Origin of the sequence: Streptosporangium sandarakinum, assembly GCF_050942225.1 — a bacterium.
Lineage (GTDB): Bacteria > Actinomycetota > Actinomycetes > Streptosporangiales > Streptosporangiaceae > Streptosporangium > Streptosporangium nondiastaticum.
Genome location: NZ_CP192034.1, coordinates 2,095,784 through 2,118,595, shown reverse-complemented (window position 1 = coordinate 2,118,595; position 22,812 = coordinate 2,095,784). Strand labels below are relative to the sequence as shown.

Below are 22,812 nucleotides of genomic sequence, written 5' to 3'. Positions count from 1 at the left end.
TTCAGGAGGGGAGGCTCAGGAGGGCAGCACGCCGATGTTCCCCGAGCCGGTGCGCGCCTTGACCTTCCTGGGGGAGGCCGGGTCGTTTCCGACCTGGACGGTCTTGTCGCCGGAACCGGTGTCGAGGGTCAGCGCGTAGGTGTTCCGCGGCAGCCGCAGGGTGACGTCGCCCGAGTCGGATACGGCGGCGACCTGGTCCGGCGCGATGACGAACGCCGCCTCGACCGTCCCCGAGCCGGCCTCGGCGGTGAGCCGCCGGGCGGTCAGGGAGCGGGCGGTGATGTCGCCGGAGCCGGTCTCGGCCCGCACGTCCTCGCTCTTCAGGCTCCGCAGGGTGATGGTGCCCGAGCCGGTCTCGGCGGTGAGGTCCCCGACCTCCGAGGAGCCGGCGTCGATGTCGCCGGAGCCGGTCCTCGCGGTCGCCTTCGTCCCCTTCAGGCCGCGCAGGGTGATGGTGCCCGACTCGGTGTCGGCCGCGACGTTCAGCCCCTGCGGGATCTCGACCTTGTAGTGGATTTCGCAGCTGCCGGCGCACTTCTGGCGCAGGGTGAGCGTGCCGCCCTGGACCGGGTGCTCGGTCTCGGGTCGCCTCTTGCCGCGCCAGCGGAGCGTCTCGGTGACGTGGACACCCTGCCGGTCCGAGGCGCCGACCACGATGTCCCCCGAGTCCGTGGCGACGTCCAGGGCCTTCAGGGAACCGGTGACGTCGTAGGAGACGACGTCCTGCTCGGACGGGCCGAAGCCGATGCCGACCCCGCAGCCGGAGAGCAGGGCGACGGCGCCCAGGAGCGCCCCGGCGACGACCAGGTTCTTCTTCATGGGTCCCTTTCCTCGGCACGCCTCGGCCGGGGGGTCTCCGCCCGTCCCGTGCCTCGGCCGCTCCCCGCCGCGGGGAGGCGAGGACAACTCTCACACGGCCCGGCGGCCGGGGGCATCCGGGACTCCCCCGAGCGCACCCTGAGGAACACCCCACCATTGACCGGCCGGGACCCGCCCAGTAGCGTCTATTCCACATCCCAGAATTGTTTTTCCGCAATACGGAAAGGAAGCGTATGGACGGCGTTGAGATCACCGGCCCCGTGCTGGACAGGTTCGACGAGATCCTCACGCCGGAGGCGCTGGCCTTCGTGGCCGCCCTCCAGCGCGAGTTCGGCCCCCGCCGTCTCGACCTGCTGCGCGCCCGCCAGGAGCGGCAGGCGGAGCTGTCGGCGGGCGGCACCCTGGACTTCCTGCCCGAGACCGCGCATGTGCGCGAGTCGGAATGGACGGTCGCCCCGCCCGCGCCCGGCCTGGTGGACCGCCGTGTGGAGATCACCGGTCCGGTGGACCGGAAGATGACGATCAACGCGCTGAACTCCGGGGCGAAGGTGTGGCTGGCCGACTTCGAGGACGCCAACGCCCCCACCTGGGAGAACACCGTCAGCGGCCAGCTCAACCTGCGTGACGCGCTGGACCGGGCCATCGACTTCTCCTCCGGCGGCAAGAGCTACGCGCTCGGGCCGGACGAGGAGCTGGCCACCATCGTGGTCCGCCCGCGCGGCTGGCACCTGGACGAGAAGCACGTCGTCGTCGACGGGTCCCCGGCCTCCGGCTCGCTCGTCGACTTCGGTCTCTACTTCTTCCACTGCGCCCGGCGGCAGATCGACAAGGGCAGGGGCCCCTACTTCTACCTGCCGAAGATGGAGTCGCACCTGGAGGCCCGCCTCTGGAACGACGTCTTCGTCCGGGCCCAGGAGCTGCTCGGCGTCCCGCGCGGCACGATCCGCGCGACCGTCCTCATCGAGACCTACCCCGCGGCGTTCGAGATGGAGGAGATCCTCTACGAGCTGCGCGAGCACTCCGCCGGCCTCAACGCGGGCCGCTGGGACTACCTGTTCAGCGTGATCAAGAAGTTCCGCACCCGGGGCCGGGAGTTCCTGCTGCCCGAGCGGAACGCGGTGACCATGACCGCGCCGTTCATGCGCGCCTACACCGAGCTGCTGGTCCGCACCTGCCACCGGCGGGGCGCGCACGCGATCGGCGGCATGGCGGCCTTCATCCCCTCCCGCCGGGACCCCGAGGTGAACCGGGTCGCGCTGGAGAAGGTCAGGGCCGACAAGACCCGCGAGTCGGGCGACGGCTTCGACGGGTCCTGGGTGGCCCACCCCGACCTGGTGCCGATCTGCCGCGAGGTGTTCGACGGCGTGCTCGGCGACCGTCCCAACCAGCTCGACCGGCTGCGCGAGGACGTCCGGGTGACGGCCGAGGACCTGCTGGCGGTCTCCAAGACGCCGGGTGAGATCACCGAGGCCGGGCTGCGCAACAACGTGGACGTGGCGCTGCGCTACCTGGCGGCCTGGATGGGCGGGCAGGGCGCGGTGGCGATCCACAACCTGATGGAGGACGCCGCCACGGCGGAGATCTCCCGGTCGCAGATCTGGCAGTGGATCCACAACGACATCGAACTGGCCGACACCGGGGCCGTGGTCACCAGGGAGCTCGTCGAGCGGATCATCGACGAGGAGCTCGACGGGATCAGGACGGAGCCGGGCTACGACGAGGCCCGTTACGCCCAGGCCACCGCCCTGTTCAAGGAGGTCGCCCTGGACGACGACTTCGCCGAGTTCCTGACCCTGCCCGCCTACGCGCGGATGCCCTGAGGCGGTGTGACCGCGCGGGGCGCATGGAAGGAGGGGCGATGGCGGCGGAGCCGCTCGCGGAGCTGACCCGGCGGCTGGAGGAGGTCCTCGGCCGCGGATCTGTGATCACCGATCCGGTACGGCTGCGCACCTACGAGTGCGACGGGCTGACCCACCACCGGGCCGTCCCCGGCATCGTCGTGCTGCCGGAGACGACCGAGCAGGTCGCGGCCGTGGTACGGCTCTGCGGCGCCCACGGTGTGCCGTTCGTGGCCAGGGGCGCCGGCACGGGCCTGTCGGGCGGGGCGCTGCCCCGCACCGACGGGGTGCTGATCGTCACCTCCAGGATGCGGCGTGTCCTGTCGGTCGACATGGCCGCCCGGCGGGCCGTGGTGGAGCCGGGGGTCACCAACCTCGCGATCACCGAGGCCGTGCGCGACCTGGGCTACTACTACGCGCCCGACCCCTCCAGCCAGCAGGTCTGCTCGATCGGCGGCAACGTGGCGGAGAACTCCGGCGGCGCGCACTGCCTGAAGTACGGCTTCACGGTCAACCACGTGCTCGGCCTGGAGGTCGTCACCCCCGACGGCGAGATCGTCGAGCTGTCGGACGACGACCCCGGCTACGACCTGCTGGGGGTGTTCGTCGGCTCGGAGGGCACGCTCGGCATCGCCACCAAGATCACCGTACGGCTGACCCGGGCGCCGGAGGCCGTGACGACGCTGCTGGCCGCCTTCGACGGCATCGAACGGGGCGGCCGGGCGGTGTCGGCGATCATCGGCGGCGGCATCGTGCCGGCCGCCATCGAGATGATGGACGCCCTGGCGATCGAGGCGGCCGAGGCCGCGGTGGCCTGCGCCTACCCCGAGGGCGCCGGGGCGGTGCTCATCGTCGAGCTCGACGGGCCCGCCGCGGAGGTGGCCCGCCAGTACGAGGAGGTGACCCGGATCTGCCGGGAGAGCGGCGCGTTCGAGCTGCGGACCGCCGACGGCCCGGAGGAGCGCGCCGCGATCTGGAAGGGCCGCAGGTCCGCCTTCGCCGCGGTGGGCCGGATCAGCCCCGCCTACATCGTGCAGGACGGGGTGGTGCCCCGGACCGCGCTGCCCGGGGTGCTGGCGAGCATCGACCGGCTGTCGCGGGAGCACGGCATCCGGGTGGCCAACGTCTTCCACGCCGGGGACGGCAACCTGCACCCGCTGGTGCTGTTCGACGACGCCCGGCCGGGGGAGGCCGAGCGGGCCGCGCTGGTCTCGGGGCGGATCCTCGACCTGTGCGTGGAGCACGGCGGGTCCATCACCGGCGAGCACGGCGTCGGCATGGACAAATCCCGATATATGCCGAAGATGTTCTCAGAAGACGATCTCGACACCATGCAGCGGGTGCGCTGCGCCTTCGACCCCCGGAGCCTGTCGAACCCCGGCAAGATCTTCCCCACCCCCCGCCTGTGCGGCGAGGTCCCCGGGGTCCGCAGGGGCGCGCACCCCCTGGTCGAGTCAGGACGGGCGGAGCAGTTCTGATGGACGGCCGGCGCGAGGACACGCCACGGGAGACCGCGCCGCACGGGGCGGCGCCGTATCGGACGGCCGGGCGGACCGTCCCCGAGCCCGGGACGGGCCCGGACCGGGCGGCGGGGACGGCCGCGCGCGAGGCCGCCGCGCCGTACGGGACGGGGGTCGCGGTCCAGGAGGCCGGGCCCGGTGACGCCGTGTCCGGCGTCCGGCCCCGCTGGGTGGCGCTGCCGGAGAGCACCGGTGAGGTCGCCGCGCTGCTGCGCCACGCGGCCGCGCACGACCTCGCCGTGGTCCCGGTGGGCGGCGGCACCAAGCCGCACCGTGGCCTGCCACCCGAGCGCTGCGACCTGGTGGTCGGCACCGGCCGCCTCGACGGGGTGCCGGAACACGCCGCGGGTGACCTGATCGTCCGGGTCATGGCGGGCACGACCATGGGGACGCTGGCGGCCGTCCTCGCCGAACGGGGGCAGCGGCTCTGCCTCGACGTCCCCGACGGCGGCGCCACGGTCGGCGGCACGCTCGCCACCGCCGAGGCGGGTCCGCTGCGGTTCCGCTACGGCACCGCTCGCGACCTGCTGATCGGCGTCACCGTCGTGCTGGCCGACGGCACGGTCGCCAGGTCGGGCGGCAAGGTCGTCAAGAACGTCGCCGGATACGACCTGGGCAAGCTGTTCACCGGCTCCCACGGCACGCTCGGCGTCATCACCGAGGCGGTCTTCCGCCTCAACCCCGTCCCGCCCGTCCGCCGCTGGGTCGTCGCGGAGCCGCCCGCGTCCGATTGGCCGTCCGATCCGTCGGGGGACGCGCTGGACGCGCTGGCCGGGCTGCTGGCCGCCTCCCCCGCCGAGCCGAGCGCGATCGAGGCCGACCTGCCCGGCCCCGGCCGGGAGCCCTCGCTCGCCGTCCTGGTCGAGGGGACCGCGGCCGAGGAGCGGGCGCGCGCCGTACGGGACCTGCTGGACGGACACTGTCCGGCGCGGGTCACCGATGAGGCGCCCGCGTGGTGGGGGTCCCGCCCGGCGAGGAGACGCTGCTGGAGCTGCGGTTCCCGCCCGGCCGGGCCGGCGGCGCGCTGCGGGCGGTGGCGGACGGCGTCCTGCCCGCCCGGGTGCGCGGGTCGGTCGCGTCGGGCGTTCTGCGGGCCGGGCTGCCCTCCGGCGTCGCGCCGCCGGAGTTCGCGGGGTTCGTGACGTCCGTCCGGGACGGCCTGGCCGGCCTCGGCGGCAGGCTGACCGTCGTCGCCGCGCCGCCCGCGCTGATGACCGCCGTCGACCCCTGGGGGCCGGTGAGCGCGCTGCCGCTGATGCGGCGGGTCAGGGAGCGCCTCGACCCCGACCGCAGGATGTCCCCCGGCCGCCTCCCTGGAGGGATGTGACATGGACCCCGAGCTGATCGCCGACTGCGTGCACTGCGGGTTCTGCCTGCCGACCTGCCCGACGTACGTGCTGTGGGGCGAGGAGATGGACTCCCCCCGCGGCCGGATCCACCTGATGGGCCAGCACGTCGGCGGCACCCCGCTGACCCCGGAGATGGCCGGGCACTTCGACGCGTGCCTGGGCTGCATGGCCTGCGTGACCGCCTGCCCCTCCGGGGTGCGCTACGACCGGCTCATCGAGCAGACCCGTGCCGTGGTGGAGCGCGAGCACGTCAGGGAGCCCGCCGACCGGGCGCTGCGGGAGATCGTCTTTCAGCTCTTCCCCTACCCCCGGCGGCTGCGGGCGCTGCGGCTGCCGCTGCGCCTGTCCGCGGGGGCGCGCCGCCGGATCGCGCCGCGGCTGGAGCGGATCAACCCGTCCCTGGCGGCCATGGCCGGTCTCGCCCCCGACGTGCCGGCCCGGGTACGGCTGCCGCGCCGGGTCAGGGCCGTCGGCCGGCGCAGGGCCACGGTCGGGATGCTCACCGGATGCGTGCAGGGCGAGTTCTTTCCGCAGGTGAACGCGGCCACCGCCCGGGTGCTCGCGATGGAGGGCTGCGACGTGGTCATCCCGCCGTCGCAGGGGTGCTGCGGGGCGCTGTCGCTGCACGCGGGGCGCGAGGAGCAGGCCGTACGCCTCGCCCGCCGGACGATCACCGCCTTCGAGCGGGTCGGCGTGGACACGGTGGTGGTCAACGCGGCGGGCTGCGGATCGACCATGAAGCAGTACGCCGAGATCCTCGGCGGCGAGTGGGCCGAGCGGGCCCGCGCGATCCGGACCGCCGACCTGGCCGAGCATCTGGCCGCCCTCGGCCCGGTGGCCCCCCGGCACCCGCTGCGGTTCTCGGTGGCCTACCATGACGCCTGCCACCTGGCGCACGCCCAGGGGATACGGTCGGAGCCGCGCGCGCTGCTGGCCGCCATCCCGGGCCTCACGGTGCGGGAGGTCGCCGAGGCGGCCGTGTGCTGCGGTTCGGCGGGCACCTACAACCTGCTGCAGCCCGAGGCGGCGCGCGAGCTGGGCGACCGCAAGGCCGAACGGGTGCTGGCCACCGGGGCCGACCTGCTGGTCTCGGCCAACCCGGGCTGCACCATGCAGATCACCGCGGCCCTGCGCCGCCGGGGCGGCCCGGAGCTGCCGGTCGCGCACACCGCGCAGGTCCTGGACGCCTCCCTGCGGGGCCTGGCGAAGGTGCCGTGAGCGTAGGACGGATCGGACAGGGGAATCGCATGAGCGGCGTGCAGTCGGTCGACCGGGCACTGGACGTGCTGGAGGCGCTGGCCGAGCGGGGCGGCGAGGCCACGCTGTCGGAGATCGCCGCCGGGACGGGCCTGCCGTACGGGACGATCCACCGGCTGCTGCGCGCGCTGGTCGACCGCGGGTACGTGCGCCAGGACGAGGGCCGGCGGTACGCGCTGGGCGGCGCGCTGCTGCGGCTCAGCGGGGTGGCCGAGCGCATGGTCGGCACCTGGGCGCAGCCGTACCTGGCGAAGCTGGTCGAGCTGTCCGGCGAGACGGCCAACCTCGCGGTGCTGGAGGGCGACTTCGTGGTCTACGTCGCCCAGGTGCCTTCCCCGCGGCGGCTGCGGATGTTCGCCGAGGTCGGCAGGCGGGTGCTGCCGCACAGCACGGCCGTGGGCAAGGTCCTGATGGCCGCGCGGCCGGACACCGAGGTGGCCTCCATCGTGGAGCGGACCGGCATGCCGCGGCGGACCGCCAACACGATCACCGACCTGCCCGGCATGCTCGCGGAGCTGGAGCGGGTACGCGGGCGCGGTTACGCGACGGACCTGGGCGAGGAGGAGCTGGGCGTGCACTGCCTGGCCGTCGGGGTGCGGGACGGCTCGCGGGTGGTGGCCGCGATGTCGGTGTCCGGTCCGGCCGAGCGGATCGACGCCCTCGACCGGGAGGAGCTGGCCGGGGGCATGAGGGAGATCGCCGAGGCGTTCCGCACCGAACTCGGCTTCTGACCACAGGATCCGCGCCGGGTCCGCGGGATCGGCTTCTGACCGCCGGGTCCGCGCCGGGTTCGCGCGATCGGCTTCTGATCACAGGGTCCGCGGGAACGCGGGCGGCCGGGTCCGCGTGTCCGGGCGGGGAGGACCGGGTCCTGGCGGGTACCCCGCGACCGGAGCGGGCGCGGGGTCAGTCGTCGAGGGTGTGCACCGGGGTGTCCGAGGCCGAACAGCGGATCTCGACCTTCACCTCGCCGGACTCCGACTCGAACTCGACGCGGGCCCGGCGGTCCGGCCCCCGGTCCACCTTGTCGACGTGGAAGCCCTGCGCCGGGCTCCACGACCGCAGGGTCACCAGTCCCCCGTCGCAGCGGGCGATCACGTTTCCGCCCGCCGTGGCGATCAGCCGGCTGTGGCCGGGCGGCGACCCGGCGGCGGTGGGCGCGGGGGTCACGGGGGTCACGGGGGTCACGGAAACGGCCGTGGGAGTGGCTGACGGCCCGGGGGCGGCGGGGTCTTCGGCGGGGGCGTCCGCGGGCGCCTCGGTCGCGCCGGTGGACGCCGGCCCCGCGGCGGTCGGGCCCGCGGAGGGGCTGGGCCCGCGGCGGTGACGTCCGCGGCCGGGGTCGCGCGGGCGAGCGCCTCGCGGACCTCCCGCGCGGACAGCGGACGACCGGCGGAGTCGGCCAGCGGCTCGCCGAGGACACCGATCACCGTGACGCCCGCTCCGGTCGCGATGGCGGCGGTGATCAGCCAGCCCGCGGCGGCGGCGAGGGGAATGCGCCTGCTCACGGGTCCCACTCTCCCAGCGCGATGGCTAAGGCGTGGTTAAGACGTCGATAACGTGCTTATGCCGAGGGTCACAACCGGGCTACCGTTGCGGCAAATGTCCAATGTGCTGCTCATCGAAGACGACGCCGTGATCCGCGCCTCGCTCACCCGCGCCCTGCGCGACCGGGGCCACGCGGTGGCGTCGGCCGCCGCCGCCCTCGACGGTCTCCGGCTGGCCGTCGAGGAGCGCCCCGACCTGGTCGTGCTCGATCTGGGTCTGCCCGACCTCGACGGCCTCGACCTGCTGCGCATGCTCCGGGCGGTCAGCCGGATCCCGGTGATCGTGGCGACCGCCCGGGACGGCGAGGCGGAGATGGTCCGGCTGCTCGACGCCGGAGCCGACGACTACGTGGTGAAGCCGTTCACCGCCGCCCAGCTCGACGCCCGGATCCGCGCCGTGCTCCGGCGCGCCGGCGCCGGCCGCGCCGACGGCGCGGTGGCCGTCGGGGCCTTGCGGGTGGACGCCCGCACCAGGGAGGCGAGCCTGGACGGCGCGCCGCTGGACCTCAGCCCCAAGGAGTTCGACCTGCTCCACTACCTGGCCTCCCGGCCCGGCGAGGTGATCACCAAGCGGGAGCTGCTCACCCACGTCTGGCAGATCCCCTACGGCGGCGCCGACAAGACGGTGGACGTCCACCTCTCCTGGCTCCGCCGCAAGCTGGGCGAGACCTCCGCGGCTCCCCGGTACCTGCACACCGTGCGCGGCGTCGGCGTACGGCTGGCCGCCCCGGCATGAGGCGCTGGCTGGCCCTGCTGGTCGCGGCGACCACCTCCCTCGTCCTGATCGCCCTGCTCGTCCCGCTCGCGCTGCTGGTCCGCACGGCGGCCGAGGGCCGGGCGATGAGCGCCGCCGAGAGCGAGGCCGACTCGGTGGCCGTGACGGTCGGCTCGGTGGACGTCGAGACGCTGCGGCTCGGCACCGAGCGGGCGGCGCACCCGGTGACGGTCTTCTTCCCGGACGGGCGGGTCGTCGGCGCCCCCGCCCGGCGCTCCCCCGCCGTCGAGCTGGCCGCCCGGGGCCGCAGCGTCACGGCCGCGGTGCCGGGCGGGCGGGAGGTCCTGGTCGCCGTCCAGGGCGTGCCGGGCGGCACGGCCGTGGTGCGGGTCCACCTGAGCGACGCCGACCTGACCGAGGGCGTGGCGCGGGTGTGGGCCGGGCTGGCGGCCCTCGGCGTGGCCTTGGCCGGGCTCGGCGTCCTGGTCGCCGACCGGCTGGCCCGCGCGGTGACCAGGCCGGTCTCGGCCCTGGCCGGGGTGTCGCACCGGCTGGCCCGCGGTGATCTGGCGGCCAGGACCGTGCCCGGCGGCCCACCGGAGGTCCGGGCGGTCGGCCTCGCGCTGAACCATCTCGCCGAGCGCATCACCGGCCTGCTCGCCGAGGAGCGGGAGAACGCGGCCGACCTGTCCCACCGGCTGCGCACCCCGCTGACCGGGCTGCGACTGGAGGCGGAGTCGCTGGCCGACCCCGGCGAGGCGGCCCGGATCGAGGCCCGGGTGGACGCCCTGGAGCGGGCCGTCACCTCGGTGATCGTCGAGGCCAGGCGGCGGACGCGGGACCGGGCCGGCTGCGACGCGGCGGCGGTCGTCTCGGCCCGGGTCGCGTTCTGGTCGGTGCTGGCCGAGGACCAGGGCCGGCGGCTCGACCTCGACCTGGCCCCGGGGCCGCTCCCCGTCGCGGTTCCCGCCGACGAGCTGGCCGCCTGCGTGGACGCGCTGCTGGGCAACGTGTTCGCGCACACCCCCGAGGGGCGGGCCTCGCCGTACGGCTGGCGGCGGCGGACGGCGGCGCGCTGCTGACCGTGTCCGACGACGGGCCCGGCTTCGGCATCGCCGCGCCGCCGGAACGCGGCAGGAGCGGCGCCGGATCGACCGGTCTCGGCCTCGACATCGCCCGCCGCACGGCCGAGTCGTCGGGCGGCTCGCTGTCCCTGGGCGGCTCCGCCACGGGCGGCGCGAGCGTCACCCTCCTGCTGGGCGGGGCGTAGGGCCCGCACGGGTCCGCACGGGTCCGCACGGGTCCGCACGGCATGGCCGCGTCCCGGGGACGGCGCGGCGCGCCCGGAGGGCGGGCGATCCGGCGGGCATGACGTTCCGGCGGTGGTGTACGGCGAAGGCGTGACGTCCTTCGGGGCCGGCGGCGCCCCGGGAAAGAGCGCGGCTTGTTTTAGGGCGGGCTTAACGCGGCGCTATCGTGATCGCGGCGAACCTGGGCACATGAGACAGATCACCAAGGTCGCCCTCGCGACCGCCGCCACCGCGACCACCGCAGCCCTCCTGTTCGGCGAGGGCGGGACCGTCCTCGCCGCCGCCCGGCCCGCGGCCGGCGCCCCCCTCTCCGCCGGCGCCGCGACGGCCACCACCGTGGCGATGCCCGCCGCGGCGACCGTCACCACCGCGGGCATCTCCTACCGCGAGGCCGTACGGATCGCCCGGAAGCGGGTGCCCGGCGCCCGGGTGACCGAGGTCGAGCGGGAGTGGGAGCACGGCCGCCGGGTCTGGAAGGTCGAGCTGCGTAAGGGCCGCTGGGAGTACGAGGTCCACGTGTCGGCCGCCACCGGGAAGGTCACCCGGGTCAAGCGGAAGCTGGACGACTGATCAGCAGGACTTCAGGACGGTCCGCATGGCGTCCTTCTCGGCGGCCGTCACCCACAGGTCGTACTTGACCTTCACCTGGATCTGACGGGAGACGTAGGGGCACCGGTAGGCGCGGCGCGGCGGCAACCAGGTCGCCGCGTCGCCCGCGCCCTTCTGGCTGTTCAGCGGGCCGTCCACGGCCAGCAGGTTCAGCGGGTCGTTGGCCAGCTCCTTGCGCTTGCTCTCCGGCCACTGCCGGGCGCCCTTCTGCCAGGCGTCGGCGAGGGCGACCACGTGGTCGATCTGCACCGCCGAACTGGTCTTCTGGCCGCGCTCGAAATTGATCGTCTTACCGCTGTAGGGGTCGTCCAGGACACCGCTCACCACGATGCAGTCGTGGGTTCCGGACTTGAACCTCTCGTCCTTCAGGTCGCGCTTGAGGATGTCGTTGCGGGTGTCGCAGCCGTTGTGGTCGACGTCCGACCACGCGGGCCCGAACTCCTCACGGTCGAAGCCGGTCAGCGGGGCCCGGCCCTTGACCTGCAGCCTGTCGAGATCCTTGAGCGCCTGGGCCGCGGTCTTCCCGCCGGCCGCGCCCTGCCCGTCGCCGGGGGCGGCCCCGGTCAGACCGCCGCAGCCGGCCAGCGCGAACGCCATCGCCGCGGCGACCGCGCTCCGTCCCAGCGCCGATCGCATCATGCCACCTCTCACACCGCTTCGTTACCCATGAAGTGGCAAAGTACCCCACCACCGACAGGCGGCCACCAAAACCTCAACGCTGCGGTGAGCCCGAAGCGGGAGGACATCTCCCACTTCGCCACCCTTCGTCCCCCTGGTCCTCCCGGCGGCTCAGGCCCGGCCGTAGGAGTCCTCCAGCCGCTCGATGTCGTCCTCGTCGAAGTGGCCGAAGGCGATCTCCAGGATCCGGGTGGCCGGTCCCGAGGAGCTGAGACGGTGGGTCTGGCCCGCCCGGATCAGCACCCGGTCACCGACGGCCGGCTCGATCCGCTCGCCGTCGATCTCGAACACCGCGCCGGGGTCGATGGCGACCCAGAGCTCGTCGCGGTGCTCGTGCCGCTGCAGGCTGAGCCGCTGCCCCGGCGCCACTTCGATGATCTTCACCGTGGATTCCTCGTTGAGCGTGTACCGCTCGAAACCGCCCCAGGGACGCTCATCCCGGATAACCGCGCCGAGCCGGTCGGTCTGCTGCACGTCTCCTCCATTCACTCCCCCCGAGCCTGTCAGGTGACTCGGGTAAGAGGCACTCTCGCATGCCTTCATGACGAACGCACATGTTCCGCGTGAACGGGCGGCTCGCCCCGGTCAGGTGACGCCCCGGTCAGGTGACGAGGATCCCGCCGTCCACCGGGATCACCGCGCCGGTCACGTAGGAGCCGGCGTCGGAGGCGAGGAAGACCGCGGCGGCGACGAGCTCGGCCGGATCGCCCGCGCGGCCCATCAGCACCCGCGTCTCCAGCTGCCGTGCCATGTACTCCGGGGCGTACTGCTCGGTCATCTCCGAGGCGAAGAACCCCGGTTCCAGGCAGTTCACCCGGATGCCCCGGCGGCCCGTCCACTGCTGGGCCAGGTCCCGGGTGAGGCCGATGACGCCCGCCTTGGACGCGCTGTAGGCCGCCTGCGGCAGTTCGGCCGTCGTCTCCCCCAGGATGCTGCCGACGTTGACGATCGAGGAGCCGGGACGCATGACCTGGGCGCAGGCCTGGGCCATCCAGTAGGTGCCGTGCAGGTTGACGTCCACGACCCGGCGGAACTGCTCGGGGGTCTCCCTGAGGGCCGGCACCGCCGTGCCGACGCCCGCGTTGTTGATCAGGACGTCCACCGCGCCCAGCTCGGCGACGGCGGTCTCCACCAGCCTCCGGCAGTCGTCGGGGCTGGTCACGTCGGTCTGTACGGCGACGCACCGCCTGCCGGTCTCCTCGACCAGCGCGCGGGTCTCATCCAGGCGCTCCCTGCGTCGCGCGCCGATCACGACGTCCGCGCCCGCCTCGGCCAGACCGCGGGCGAACGCCACGCCCAGCCCCGAGGAGGCTCCGGTGACGATCGCTACCTTGCCGTCCAGCCGGAATCGGTCCAGCATCCGGTTCCTCCCCGTTCGCGGAAATTACCGAACGAGATTCTAGAGGTGAACGCCGACCGCCCGTGAGGGGGCTTCCCTCACGGGCGGTCGATGCGCGCGCGGCGCTCCGGGCCGGCGGTTCCGACCGGGACTCCGGCCCCGCGGCTTCGGCCTCCTACAGGCCGTACTCCTTGACGATGCGCTCGTGCCGCTCCACCTCGACGCCGATCGACCTGGCCAGGTCGAGCCAGGCCAGCGGGTGGACCCAGCGCTCGGTGGCGTCGTCGAGCAGGGCGTCCACCTCGACCGGGGTCACGTTCGGCGGCACCGCGATCCAGCCGAACACCCCGGGGACCCGCTCGCCGTTGGCCGGGTTGGTCACGGTGTAGTTCTCGTCGCTGTAGACCCACATCGGCCAGCCGCGCTCGGCCAGGACCTCATTGAACTCGGCCCAGTCGGCCTCGCTCGGGGCCGCGCCGTCGAAGAACCAGCTCGTGTAGCCGCCGGGACGGAGCATGCTGACCGCCGCGAACGGCGGGATGAAGCTCTCCTGCTCCTCCGGCTTCTCCGGGATCGGCTCCAGCAGCTGCGGGTCGAAGACGACGAGGTCACCGGCGTTGTAGTCCATGCCGGGGGGCTGCGGGATGGCCAGCCGGGCCGTGGCCGGGCCGGTGCGCAGGCTGATGACCGCCCGCTGGCTGCCGTCGGGCGCGGGGAGGATGACGCGCACCAGGCCCAGCTCCTCCTCGATCGGCCCCTCGGTCGACTGCAGCGGCATGCCGACCTTGGCGGCGCCCAGCCGTACCGTCTCCCAGTCCTCGGCGGCCGTCGCCATGGTGATCATCCGCCAGACGTCCTCGGCCTCGGCCTCGTCGGAGTCGATGATCTCCTTCAGGATCACGGCGCCCTTGGCGTTGTCGCCGGACTGCTGCACGGCGCCGGCCCACAGCCGCCTCGCCTCGATGCCCGCGCCGGCGGTCACCGCCGCCTCGGCCTCGGTCGCGGCCTGCTCCCAGCGCTCCCGCGCCCGGTGCAGGCGGCCCAGGGCCAGGTGGCGCTGCGCGGCGGGCAGCATCTCGGCCAGCTGCTCCAGCCGCTCGTCCTGGCGGGCCTCGACCAGCAGGCCGGTGATGTAGGCGATGTCCTGCGGGTCGGCCGCCGCGACGTCGCCGGACTCGACCAGGAGGGTCCAGTAGGTGTCGGCGCCCTGGGAGGGGTAGCCGAGGAAGCCCATCGTGGTGGTCTGCCGCCGGGTGGCCTCCAGGTCACGCCCGGCCAGCGGGGCCAGCCAGCCCGCCCAGCGCTCGGGGTCGGCGTTGAAGCCGTCAGCGGCGTCGAAGTAGGCGACCAGTTCGGCCTCGGGGCCGGGGGCCGGGACCGGGGTGGCCGCGTCGGCGGCGGCGCGCAGCTCGGCGACCCGTCCGGCGACGTCACCGGACTCGCGCAGCTCGCCGGCCGCGGATCCGGCGAGGTCGGCGAGCAGCCGGGCCTGCCAGGCGCCCTGCCGGGCGACGGCCAGGTGACCGGCGATGATCGCGAGGTCGACCCGGGCGCGGTGGCCGCCCATCATGGCGAAGTAGTCGATCCACTGCTTGAGCACCCGGCCGAGCTGCCAGCTGTTGGTGATCTGCTCCGAGCCGGAGAGGAGGCGGATGGCCCGCGCCCACTCCAGCCACACCCGCGGGTGGTCGGCCACCACGTCGAGGTCGGGCAGCGCCTCGACGGCCTCCGGCGCCCTGTCGAGCGTGGCGAGCGTGAACGCCCGCAGCACGCCCTCGCGGTGCGCCTTGGCCACCGGGTCGTCGGGCTTGAAGTCGGTCGCGGCGTCCAGTGCGGTCAGCGCGTCCTCCGGACGCCCGGCGGCCAGCAGCGCGCGGGCCGAGGCGGCCCCCAGCTCCCAGCTCGCCTCGCGGCCGGCCTCGCGCAGCGCCGCCACGGCGGCCTCGGCGTGGGCGACCGCCTCCACCGGGCGGCCGGCGTCGATCAGGGCCGCGGCGTGCTGCTCGGCCACGGCGGCGAAGGCCGGGGAGGCGGGCGCGACGTCGAGGGCGCCCAGGGACGCGAGCCGCTCGGCGGCGTAGCCGGGGCCGTCGGTGTTCGCCTGCGTGACGGCCAGCGCGATGACGGCTCCGGGGGCCGCCGGGCAGTCGCGGACGTCCTCGCGCCGGGCGAACTCGGCCAGCGCCTCGGCGTCGGCGAGGGCGACCGCGCCCTGGGCGCGGTCACCGATCCGGCCGACCAGGTGCCAGTAACGGGCGTAGAACTCGAGCCAGGGCTGCCCCATGGTTCCCGCCTGCTGGGCGATGGCCGGCGCGAGCACGTCGAGCTGCGCGTACCGGCCCTCCAGTGCCTGGGCGGGCACGTCGCCGATCGCCATCGCCAGGCCGGTGTTCCCGTCTTCGTGCAGTTGCCGCTGGGTGTCGCCGACCCAGGACCAGATGTCCACGTCCATGGGACGTCAGTCTGCCAGGTCGGCGACCATGCCCCAAACGACTTGACCATCTCACCGGGTCCGATGCCCCGGCCGGTCCGGTCGTGCCCCTTTCGCCACCCGGCCCGGTCGTGTCCTCTCCTCCGGCCGATCCGGTCGTGCCCCGTCCGCCGTCCGGCCCGGTCGTGCCCCGTCCGCCGTCCGGCCCGCCGTCAGATGAGGATCTCCCCCGAGGCGACCAGCACCGCGGGTCCCGCGAGGTGGCTGGTGTGCTCGTCGAGGGTGACGGTGAGGGTGCCGCCGGGGACCTCCACCTCCCAGGTGCCGGTGGTCTCCCCCGCCAGCCGCGCGGCCGCCACCGCCGAGGCCACGGTGCCGGTCCCGCACGACCGCGTCTCGCCCACACCCCTCTCGTGGACCCGCATCACGACCCGGCGCGGGCCCACCGCGTTGAGCAGCTCGACGTTCACCCCGTGTGGGAACACCTCGGGGTCGAACGCGGGCTGCCGGGTCAGGTCGAGCCCGGCCACCGGGTCGCCGATCACGCAGGCCAGGTGCGGGTTGCCCATGTCGACGCGGACACCCTCGTACTCGCGGCCCCCCACGACCGCCCGGCTCTCCCCCAGCACCCGGGGCGCGCCCATGTCCACGCTCACGTCGCCGCCGCCGCGGGCCAGCCGTACGCGTTTGACCCCGGCGCGGGTCGCCACGCCGAACTCGCCCTCGTCCGCTAGCCCCGACTCGACCAGGTAGCGGGCGAAGACACGCGTCCCGTTGCCGCACATCTCCGCGACGCCGCCGTCGGCGTTGCGGTAGTCCATGAACCACTCGGCCTCGCCGGCCTGGTCGGCCACCTCCGGGCTGAGCTTCGTCCGCGTCACGCGCAGCACACCGTCGGCGCCGATCCCGGCGCGCCGGTCGCACAGCGCGGCCACCCTCGCCGCCGACAGCTCCAGCTCGCCGTCGGGGTCGGGGAGGATCACAAAGTCGTTCTCGGTGCCGTGGCCCTTCACGAATCGCATGTCCCAACTGTAGGCACGCCGCGGATCGGGAGGAGAATCGCGGACCCGCCCCGGACCGATCGCGAGCGTCCCCGGGCTGACCCGACCGGATCGCGGGCAGGCCCCGGAGGTCACCTCGCCGGCGCGGCGCCCTCCACCACGGCCAGCGCGCGGCCGAGCAGGGCGGGGTCCTCCTGCGGGAGCCACACCACCCGCGGGTCGCGGCGGAACCACGACTCCTGGCGCCGGACGAACCTGCGGGTCGCCCGGATCGTCTCCGCCTTCGCCTGCTCCTCGGTCCACTCGCCGTCGAGGAAGCGGAGCACCTGGGCGTAGCCCAGCGCGCGGCTCGCCGTACGGCCCTCGGCCAGGCCGCGCCGCAGCAGCGACCGCACCTCGTCCACCAGCCCGGCCTCCCACATGCGCTCCACGCGCAGCGCCACCCGCTCGTCCAGCACGTCCCTCGGCACCTCGACGCCGATCTGCACGCTGTCGTAGACGGCGTCGTAGGAGGGCATCGTGGCCGAGAAGGGACGCCCGGAGATCTCGATGACCTCCAGCGCGCGGACGATCCTGCGGCCGTTGCCCGGCAGGATCGCCCCGGCCGCCTTCGGGTCGCGCTCGCGCAGCCGCTCGTACAGCGGGGCCGGGCCGAGGCGCTCCAGCTCTGCTTCCAGGCGGGCGCGGACCTCCGGGTCGGTGCCGGGGAACTCCAGGTCGTCGAGGGCGGCCCGCACGTACAGCCCTGACCCGCCCGCCAGGATCGGCACGGTCCCCTTCGCCCGCAGCTCCTCGATCAGCGGCCGGGCCATCGCCTGGTACTCGGCCACGCTCGCGGTCTCGGTGACGTCCCAGACGTCGAGCAGGTGGTGGGGGACCCCGCGCCGCTCCGCCGGGGTCAGTTTCGCCGTACCGATGTCCATGCCCCGGTACAGCTGCATGGAGTCGGTGTTGATCACCTCACCGCCCAGCCGGAGGGCGAGGTCGACGGCGAGATCCGACTTTCCGGCCGCCGTGGGGCCGACGACGGCGATGACTGGTAGCTGACGCACGGGACAAGTGTGTCAACCCCCCGGGTATGGGTGAGCCCGCTGGGTATGCATCCGGTTGACCTCAGGTCACGTCGAACGGGGGCACAGCCATGTCGATCATGGAGAAGCTGAGGGAGATGCTGCGGAGCAACCCACGGGCCGGGGAGTTCGCCAGGAAGGGCATCGACAGGGCCGAGCGGATCGCCAAGCAGAAGAGCCACGGCAAGTACGACGACAAGATCAACCTCGCGGCGCAGAAGGCCCGGAAGGCGGCCGAGAGGATGACCGCCCGGCCCGGCGAGCCCGGCCGGACCGGCGGGTACGGCGAGGCGGGCACCGCCGCGGGATACGGCGAGCACGGCACGTCGCCCGGCCGGCCCGAGGCCGACACCGACGCGCCGCCGGCCCCCGGCCGTCCCGGGACGCCGCCGGCTCCTTAGGGTCCCGGGCCGGCTTCCCCGGCCGGCCCGGCCGGAGGTCAGCCCCAGTCGAGCATCGGCTGCAGGTAGCCCTCCAGGGTCAGCAGCCACCGCTTGGACTCCACGCCCTCGCCGCCGCTGAAGCCGCCCAGGCCGTTCCCGGCGACGACCCGGTGGCAGGGGACGATGACGGGGATCGGGTTGGCGCCCATGATCGAGCCGATGGCCCGCGCGGGGACGCCCGTCCCGCTGCGGGCGGCGAGCTCGCCGTAGGTCACGGCCTCGCCGTACCCGACCGTCTCGTACAGGGTGCCCAGCACCCTGCGCTGCACCGGCGTGGTCAGCCGCCAGTCCACCGGCGACCCGAACACCCGCAGCTCCCCCGCGTAGTAGCGGGCCAGCTCGTCCAGCACCGGCGCCGTGCGCGCGGGGTCGCCGACCTCGGCCAGCCCCAGGCGGGCGAGCAGCCGTTCCCGAAGCCTCTCCTCGCGGCCGTGGCTCCAGCCGACACCCGCCACCCCGTCCTCGGTGACGGCGGCCAGCATGTCCCCCAGCGGGGTCGGGACGCTTCCGAACGCCACCGTTCCTACCATGTGCACCGTGTCCCTTCGCGAACTCGTCGTCCTCGGCACCTCAAGCGCGGTCCCCACCCGCCACCGTAACCACAACGGATATCTCCTGAGATGGGATGGTGAGGGGTTCCTGTTCGATCCCGGAGAGGGTACCCAGCGCCAGATGATCCGGGCGGGCGTCGGCTCCCACGACGTCACCTGGATCTGCGTCACCCACTTCCACGGCGACCACTGCCTGGGGGTCCCGGGCGTCGTCCAGCGCATCGCCAGGGACGGCGTCACCCACCGGGTGCGGGCGGCCTACCCGGCGAGCGGCGAGACCTACTGGCGGCGGCTGCGCCACGCCAGCGTCTTCGCCGACACCTCGGTGATCGAGGAGTGCCCGTTCTCGGGTCCGGCGCCGTCCTTCGACGCCGGGCCGGTGACCCTCACCGCCCGGCCGCTCTCCCACCCCGTCGAGTCCTACGGCTACCGCCTCGACGAGCCGGACGGCCGGCGGATGCTTCCCGGGCGGCTCGCCGAGCGCGGCGTCCAGGGCCCGGCGATCGGCGAGCTCCAGCGCGAGGGCTCGGTGCGGGCCCCGGACGGGTCGGTCGTGCTCCTCTCCGAGTGCAGCGAGCCCCGTCCCGGCCAGAGCGCGGCGTTCGTCATGGACACCGCGCTGTGCGACGGCGTCTTCGCGCTCGCCGAGGGCGTGGACCTGCTGGTGATCGAGTCCACGTTCCTGTCCACGGAGTCGGACCTCGCCGCGCGGTACGGTCACCTGACCGCGGCCCAGGCCGGCCGGGTCGCCGCCGAGTCCGGGGTGCGCCGCCTGGTGCTGACCCACGTCTCCGAACGCTACGACGCCGCCGACGAGCCCCGCTTCACGGAGGAGGCGCGCCTGGCCTTCGACGGCGAGGTGGTGCTCGCCCACGACCTGATGCGCGTCCCGGTCCCGCGCCGCGATCATCCGGTCCAGCGGACGACGAAGTAGCCGACGCCGTAGGGGGCGGCGTGGTGGAGCACCTCGCCGTTCAGCGCGCCGCCCGCCCCGGCGAGGACCTGGAGGGCGGCGCGGCCGGCCACCTGCAGCCCGGCGGCCTCGTCCGGATCGAGCGCCGCGAGTTCCGCGGCCGCGCCCCGGGCCAGCGCGCCGACGATCGCGGCCTCGTACGGCTCGGCGCGGGGGTCGAGGTATCCGGGGGACTTCTCCGTCAGGCGGGCCGAGCCGTCGGCCATGACGAGCATCGCCACCCGGCCGGGCCCGCCCGCCAGCCGCGCGCCGAGCGCGGCGCACTCCGCCGCCGAGGCGTCGAACGGCACCGCGTGGAAGGCCGAGGCGGCCATTCCCGCCCGGTCGAGCAGCCAGCGCCCGATCGTCAGGGAGAGGGGCAGGACCGGCTCTCCCTCCCCGGTCCGGACGCCGGCGCCCCAGGGCGCGAGGCTCCCGGAGGCGTCGGCCCCGTGGTCGCCGGCCTGATCCGCCCCGCCGACCACCACGATCCGGTCGGGGCGGGAGTCGCGCAGCGCGCCCAGCGCGGCTACGCAGGCCGCACGGAGGTCGTCGAGCTCGGGGCTCGCCGCGCCGGCGAGCTCGGGGACCAGCAACGGCGGGTGAGGACACACGGCGGCGGCGACAAGCACCCGGCCAGACTAAGGGATCGCGTGCCTGACGCCGCCGCCGATCGTCAGCGGGTGGGAGACAGCGGAGGGACGGAGCCGGGAGGGCCGTCCGAGCGGGGGTCGGTGAGGCCGTCCTCGCTCGAGGGCTGCCCGGTGCCGCTCTGGTGCTCCTTGGCCGGTGTGGACGAGTCCGTCTTGCCGTTCGTCGTCTTTCCGGTCGTCGTCTTGCCGTTCGCCGTCTTGCCGGTCGAGGAGCCGGAGCCGCTCTGCGAGCCGCTCGCGGCTGCGCCGTCGCCGCCGCCGGCGCCCTCGGCGCCCGACCCGTCGTAGCCGCTCGATCCGCCGAAGTCACCGACTTCGGCGGACTCGTCCGACCCGCCGGACTCGGCGGATCCGTCCGAAGAGGCGTCTTCGGACCGGGTCCCGGACTCACCGGAGGCCGGATCCTGCCGGGCCTCCTGGCTGGTTCCGGTGCCCTTCGGCGCCGACGGGCCGGCGGGGTCGTCGCCACCGGCGACGGCGAAGACGATGCCGCCGCCCACGACGGCGGCCACCGCCACCCCGGCGACGGCGGAGGCGACGGTCATGGCCGGACCGCGCTTCCGCCTGCGGGTGGGGGCGGGCTTGCCGGTGGGATCACCGGCGGGGGAAGGCTCACCGGCGGGACCGGCGAGGATCTCGGTCTCCCCGAGCCGCCGGGGGTGATCCGGCGAGAAGGGAACGGGGTCTCCGGGCTGTCGGGGATGGCCCGGAGACGAGGAAACGGGGTCTCCGGGCTGTTGAGGGTGACCCGGAGACGAGGGGACATGATCTCCGGGCTGTTGAGGGTGACCCGGAGATGAGGGGACGCGCATTCGGAACAACTCCCTGCGGTTATCGGGGGGAAACCTCCACGGCTTCCGCGGGCGCCGAACCACACTAGCCACAGGAAAGGTGTGATCGCACACCGATCACAACGGAATCACGACTTGTCATCGACGGGACCCGGCGGGGTCGCGGCGGCCGGAGGCGTCCCGGCGTCACCCCGGAAAACCGCTTCGACCGGCGGTTCGGCGGGCGGTCCCGCGCCGGGCGCGCGGGACCGGGAACGCCAGGACGCCGGCCGGAGAAATCGTGCGGATCAGGAGCGGACGGAGCAGCCCTGCGCCTCCTGCGGCAGCGGGGCGGGCCGGCCGATCGCCGGCATGCCGAGCAGGACGCCGCCGCCGGAGGCGGCCGGAGCGGCCTGCCTGGCCTCCCAGGCGTCGCCCGCGCGGGTACGGCGCAGGCCCAGCATCGGGCCGTCGGCGACCAGGTGGTGCGGCGCCGCGTAGGTGATCTCGACGGTGACCATGTCGCCGGGGCGCGGCGTCCCGGCGGCGTCGCCGTCCCGGGCGCTCGGCGTGAAGTGCACCAGGCGGTTGTCGGGGGCGCGGCCGGACAGGCGGTGGGTCGCCTCGTCCTTGCGGCCCTCGCCCTCGGCCACCAGCACCTCGAGAGTCCGGCCGACCTGCTTCTTGTTCTCCTCCCAGGAGATCTCGGTCTGCAGGGCGACGAGGCGCTCGTAGCGCTCCTGCACGACCTCCTTGGGAATCTGGTCGTCCATGGTGGCGGCGGGCGTGCCGGGCCGGATGGAGTACTGGAAGGTGAAGGCGTTGGCGAAGCGCGAGGCGCGCACGACGTCGAGGGTGGCCTGGAAGTCCTCCTCGGTCTCGCCGGGGAAGCCCACGATGATGTCGGTGGAGATGGCCGCGTCCGGCATGGCCGCGCGGACCCGCTCGATGATGCCGAGGTAGCGCTCGGCGCGGTAGGAGCGGCGCATCGCCTTCAGGACGCGGTCGGAGCCCGACTGCAGCGGCATGTGGAGCTGGTGCATCACGTTGGGCGTCTCGGCCATCGCGGCGATGACGTCGTCGGTGAAGGCGGCCGGGTGCGGGCTGGTGAAGCGGACCCGCTCCAGCCCGTCGACGTCACCGCAGGCGCGCAGCAGCTTGCCGAAGGCGAAGCGGTCGCCGAACTCCACGCCGTAGGTGTTGACGTTCTGGCCGAGGAGCGTGATCTCCAGGACCCCCTGGTCGACCAGGGTGCGCACCTCGTTGAGGACGTCGCCGGGGCGGCGGTCCTTCTCCTTGCCGCGCAGCGACGGCACGATGCAGAACGTGCAGGTGTTGTTGCAGCCGACCGAGACCGACACCCAGGCGGCGTAGGCGGACTCCCGCTTGGTGGGCAGCGTGCTGGGGAAGGTCTCCAGCGACTCCTTGATCTCGACCTGCGCCTCCTGCTGGACGCGGGCCCGCTCCAGCAGCACCGGCAGCGAGCCGATGTTGTGGGTGCCGAACACCACGTCCACCCAGGGCGCCCTGCGGACGATCTCCCCCTGGTCCTTCTGGGCCAGGCAGCCGCCCACGGCGATCTGCATGCCGGGCCTGCTCACCTTCGTCGGGCGCAGGTGGCCGAGGTTGCCGTAAAGGCGGTTGTCGGCGTTCTCCCGGACGGCGCAGGTGTTGAACACGACCACGTCGGCCGTCTCCCCCTCGGGCACCGGGACGTATCCGGCGTCTTCGAGAAGGCCCGACAGGCGCTCGGAGTCGTGCACGTTCATCTGGCACCCGTAGGTACGGACCTCGTACGTGCGGGTGCTCTCCACGGTGGCAGTCATCTCAACAGACAAGGGTAGGCGCTCCGCGCGGCCCCCCGGTACGGCCGCCGGGCTGACCGGACCATGCGAACCGGCACCCGACCCGGCGGTTCTCGCGCGAATCTGACACTCCGGAACGGTCCTGACACGAATTC

Annotated in this window: 24 protein-coding genes; 12 read left to right on the top strand and 12 right to left on the bottom strand. The window is 74.2% G+C overall.

What is annotated here, in order from left to right; all coding sequences use genetic code 11:
- Nucleotides 1-15: 15 nt before the first annotated feature.
- Nucleotides 16-819 carry a DUF4097 family beta strand repeat-containing protein gene (locus ACQP10_RS09960; RefSeq protein WP_389997285.1) on the bottom strand — a complete coding sequence of 268 codons (804 nt, stop codon included), beginning with the start codon at nt 817-819 and terminating at the stop codon, nt 16-18.
- A 233-nt stretch (nt 820-1,052) separates the two neighbouring features.
- Here ACQP10_RS09960 and aceB point away from each other — a divergent pair, with 233 nt between their 5' ends.
- Genes aceB through ACQP10_RS09930 form a run of 6 tightly spaced genes read left to right on the top strand, consistent with a single transcriptional unit; the run spans nt 1,053 to nt 7,514 of the window.
- Nucleotides 1,053-2,639, top strand: coding sequence for a malate synthase A (aceB, locus tag ACQP10_RS09955; RefSeq protein ID WP_389997282.1), 1,587 nt, complete (start codon nt 1,053-1,055; stop codon nt 2,637-2,639).
- Nucleotides 2,640-2,677: 38 nt separating this feature from the next.
- Nucleotides 2,678-4,135, top strand: a complete 1,458-nt coding sequence (locus ACQP10_RS09950; RefSeq protein ID WP_433541256.1) for an FAD-linked oxidase C-terminal domain-containing protein — start codon at nt 2,678-2,680, stop codon at nt 4,133-4,135.
- A complete protein-coding gene (locus ACQP10_RS09945) occupies nt 4,135-5,319 on the top strand; it encodes an FAD-binding oxidoreductase (protein ID WP_433541255.1) in 1,185 nt (394 codons plus the stop codon). Before ACQP10_RS09950 ends, ACQP10_RS09945 begins: the two co-directional genes overlap by 1 nt.
- Nucleotides 5,316-5,504, top strand: a complete 189-nt coding sequence (locus ACQP10_RS09940) for a hypothetical protein (protein WP_433541254.1) — start codon at nt 5,316-5,318, stop codon at nt 5,502-5,504. Before ACQP10_RS09945 ends, ACQP10_RS09940 begins: the two co-directional genes overlap by 4 nt.
- Before the next feature lies 1 nt (nt 5,505).
- Nucleotides 5,506-6,744 (top strand): (Fe-S)-binding protein, encoded by a 1,239-nt coding sequence (locus ACQP10_RS09935; protein WP_433541253.1) that lies wholly within the window; start codon nt 5,506-5,508, stop codon nt 6,742-6,744.
- 29 nt (nt 6,745-6,773) lie between these two features.
- On the top strand, nt 6,774-7,514 hold the full coding sequence (locus ACQP10_RS09930) for an IclR family transcriptional regulator (protein ID WP_179818822.1): 741 nt from the start codon (nt 6,774-6,776) through the stop codon (nt 7,512-7,514).
- 175 nt (nt 7,515-7,689) lie between these two features.
- Here ACQP10_RS09930 and ACQP10_RS09925 read toward each other — a convergent pair whose 3' ends face one another.
- A complete protein-coding gene (locus ACQP10_RS09925) occupies nt 7,690-7,962 on the bottom strand; it encodes a hypothetical protein (RefSeq protein WP_433541252.1) in 273 nt (90 codons plus the stop codon).
- A 423-nt stretch (nt 7,963-8,385) separates the two neighbouring features.
- On the opposite strand from ACQP10_RS09925, the gene ACQP10_RS09920 reads away from it, so the two are divergent.
- From ACQP10_RS09920 to ACQP10_RS09905, 4 genes are all read left to right on the top strand, one after another.
- Nucleotides 8,386-9,066, top strand: coding sequence for a response regulator transcription factor (locus ACQP10_RS09920; protein WP_399499729.1), 681 nt, complete (start codon nt 8,386-8,388; stop codon nt 9,064-9,066).
- Complete coding sequence (locus tag ACQP10_RS09915) at nt 9,063-10,127, top strand: sensor histidine kinase (RefSeq protein WP_433541251.1); 1,065 nt, start codon at nt 9,063-9,065, stop codon at nt 10,125-10,127. The genes ACQP10_RS09920 and ACQP10_RS09915 overlap by 4 nt, the downstream gene beginning before the upstream one ends.
- A 2-nt stretch (nt 10,128-10,129) precedes the next feature.
- A complete protein-coding gene (locus tag ACQP10_RS09910) occupies nt 10,130-10,315 on the top strand; it encodes a hypothetical protein (protein WP_433541250.1) in 186 nt (61 codons plus the stop codon).
- A gap of 229 nt (nt 10,316-10,544) precedes the next feature.
- Complete coding sequence (locus tag ACQP10_RS09905) at nt 10,545-10,925, top strand: PepSY domain-containing protein (RefSeq protein ID WP_399499731.1); 381 nt, start codon at nt 10,545-10,547, stop codon at nt 10,923-10,925.
- On the opposite strand, the gene ACQP10_RS09900 is transcribed toward ACQP10_RS09905, so the two are convergent.
- The 6 genes from ACQP10_RS09900 to miaA all read right to left on the bottom strand — a co-directional run bounded on the left by ACQP10_RS09900 (nt 10,926) and on the right by miaA (nt 17,465).
- On the bottom strand, nt 10,926-11,603 hold the full coding sequence (locus ACQP10_RS09900) for an HNH endonuclease family protein (RefSeq protein ID WP_433541249.1): 678 nt from the start codon (nt 11,601-11,603) through the stop codon (nt 10,926-10,928).
- A 150-nt stretch (nt 11,604-11,753) separates the two neighbouring features.
- Nucleotides 11,754-12,116, bottom strand: a complete 363-nt coding sequence (locus ACQP10_RS09895; RefSeq protein ID WP_433541248.1) for a phosphomannose isomerase type II C-terminal cupin domain — start codon at nt 12,114-12,116, stop codon at nt 11,754-11,756.
- Between the two features lie 127 nt (nt 12,117-12,243).
- Entirely contained in the window at nt 12,244-13,002 is a 759-nt protein-coding gene (locus ACQP10_RS09890; RefSeq protein ID WP_433541247.1) for an SDR family NAD(P)-dependent oxidoreductase, read from the bottom strand.
- Nucleotides 13,003-13,156: 154 nt separating this feature from the next.
- On the bottom strand, nt 13,157-15,433 hold the full coding sequence (locus ACQP10_RS09885) for a tetratricopeptide repeat protein (RefSeq protein WP_346020673.1): 2,277 nt from the start codon (nt 15,431-15,433) through the stop codon (nt 13,157-13,159).
- Nucleotides 15,434-15,624: 191 nt separating this feature from the next.
- Nucleotides 15,625-16,434 carry a diaminopimelate epimerase gene (dapF, locus tag ACQP10_RS09880; RefSeq protein WP_189244852.1) on the bottom strand — a complete coding sequence of 270 codons (810 nt, stop codon included), beginning with the start codon at nt 16,432-16,434 and terminating at the stop codon, nt 15,625-15,627.
- Between the two features lie 110 nt (nt 16,435-16,544).
- A complete protein-coding gene (miaA, locus tag ACQP10_RS09875; RefSeq protein ID WP_346020674.1) occupies nt 16,545-17,465 on the bottom strand; it encodes a tRNA (adenosine(37)-N6)-dimethylallyltransferase MiaA in 921 nt (306 codons plus the stop codon).
- Nucleotides 17,466-17,563: 98 nt separating this feature from the next.
- On the opposite strand from miaA, the gene ACQP10_RS09870 reads away from it, so the two are divergent.
- Nucleotides 17,564-17,884: an antitoxin gene (locus ACQP10_RS09870; RefSeq protein ID WP_346020675.1), complete on the top strand. Its 321-nt coding sequence runs from the start codon at nt 17,564-17,566 to the stop codon at nt 17,882-17,884.
- A gap of 38 nt (nt 17,885-17,922) precedes the next feature.
- On the opposite strand, the gene ACQP10_RS09865 is transcribed toward ACQP10_RS09870, so the two are convergent.
- On the bottom strand, nt 17,923-18,444 hold the full coding sequence (locus ACQP10_RS09865; RefSeq protein ID WP_312873059.1) for a methylated-DNA--[protein]-cysteine S-methyltransferase: 522 nt from the start codon (nt 18,442-18,444) through the stop codon (nt 17,923-17,925).
- A 19-nt stretch (nt 18,445-18,463) separates the two neighbouring features.
- Here ACQP10_RS09865 and ACQP10_RS09860 point away from each other — a divergent pair, with 19 nt between their 5' ends.
- Entirely contained in the window at nt 18,464-19,411 is a 948-nt protein-coding gene (locus tag ACQP10_RS09860; protein WP_346020677.1) for a ribonuclease Z, read from the top strand.
- Here the strand turns inward: ACQP10_RS09860 and ACQP10_RS09855 are convergent.
- The 3 genes from ACQP10_RS09855 to miaB form a co-directional block, all read right to left on the bottom strand.
- A complete protein-coding gene (locus tag ACQP10_RS09855; protein WP_346020678.1) occupies nt 19,384-20,061 on the bottom strand; it encodes a class III extradiol dioxygenase subunit B-like domain-containing protein in 678 nt (225 codons plus the stop codon). The genes ACQP10_RS09860 and ACQP10_RS09855 overlap by 28 nt on opposite strands.
- A gap of 44 nt (nt 20,062-20,105) precedes the next feature.
- Nucleotides 20,106-20,627 (bottom strand): hypothetical protein, encoded by a 522-nt coding sequence (locus tag ACQP10_RS09850; protein WP_433541246.1) that lies wholly within the window; start codon nt 20,625-20,627, stop codon nt 20,106-20,108.
- A 533-nt stretch (nt 20,628-21,160) separates the two neighbouring features.
- Nucleotides 21,161-22,678 carry a tRNA (N6-isopentenyl adenosine(37)-C2)-methylthiotransferase MiaB gene (gene miaB, locus ACQP10_RS09845; RefSeq protein ID WP_346020680.1) on the bottom strand — a complete coding sequence of 506 codons (1,518 nt, stop codon included), beginning with the start codon at nt 22,676-22,678 and terminating at the stop codon, nt 21,161-21,163.
- Nucleotides 22,679-22,812 lie beyond the last annotated feature (134 nt).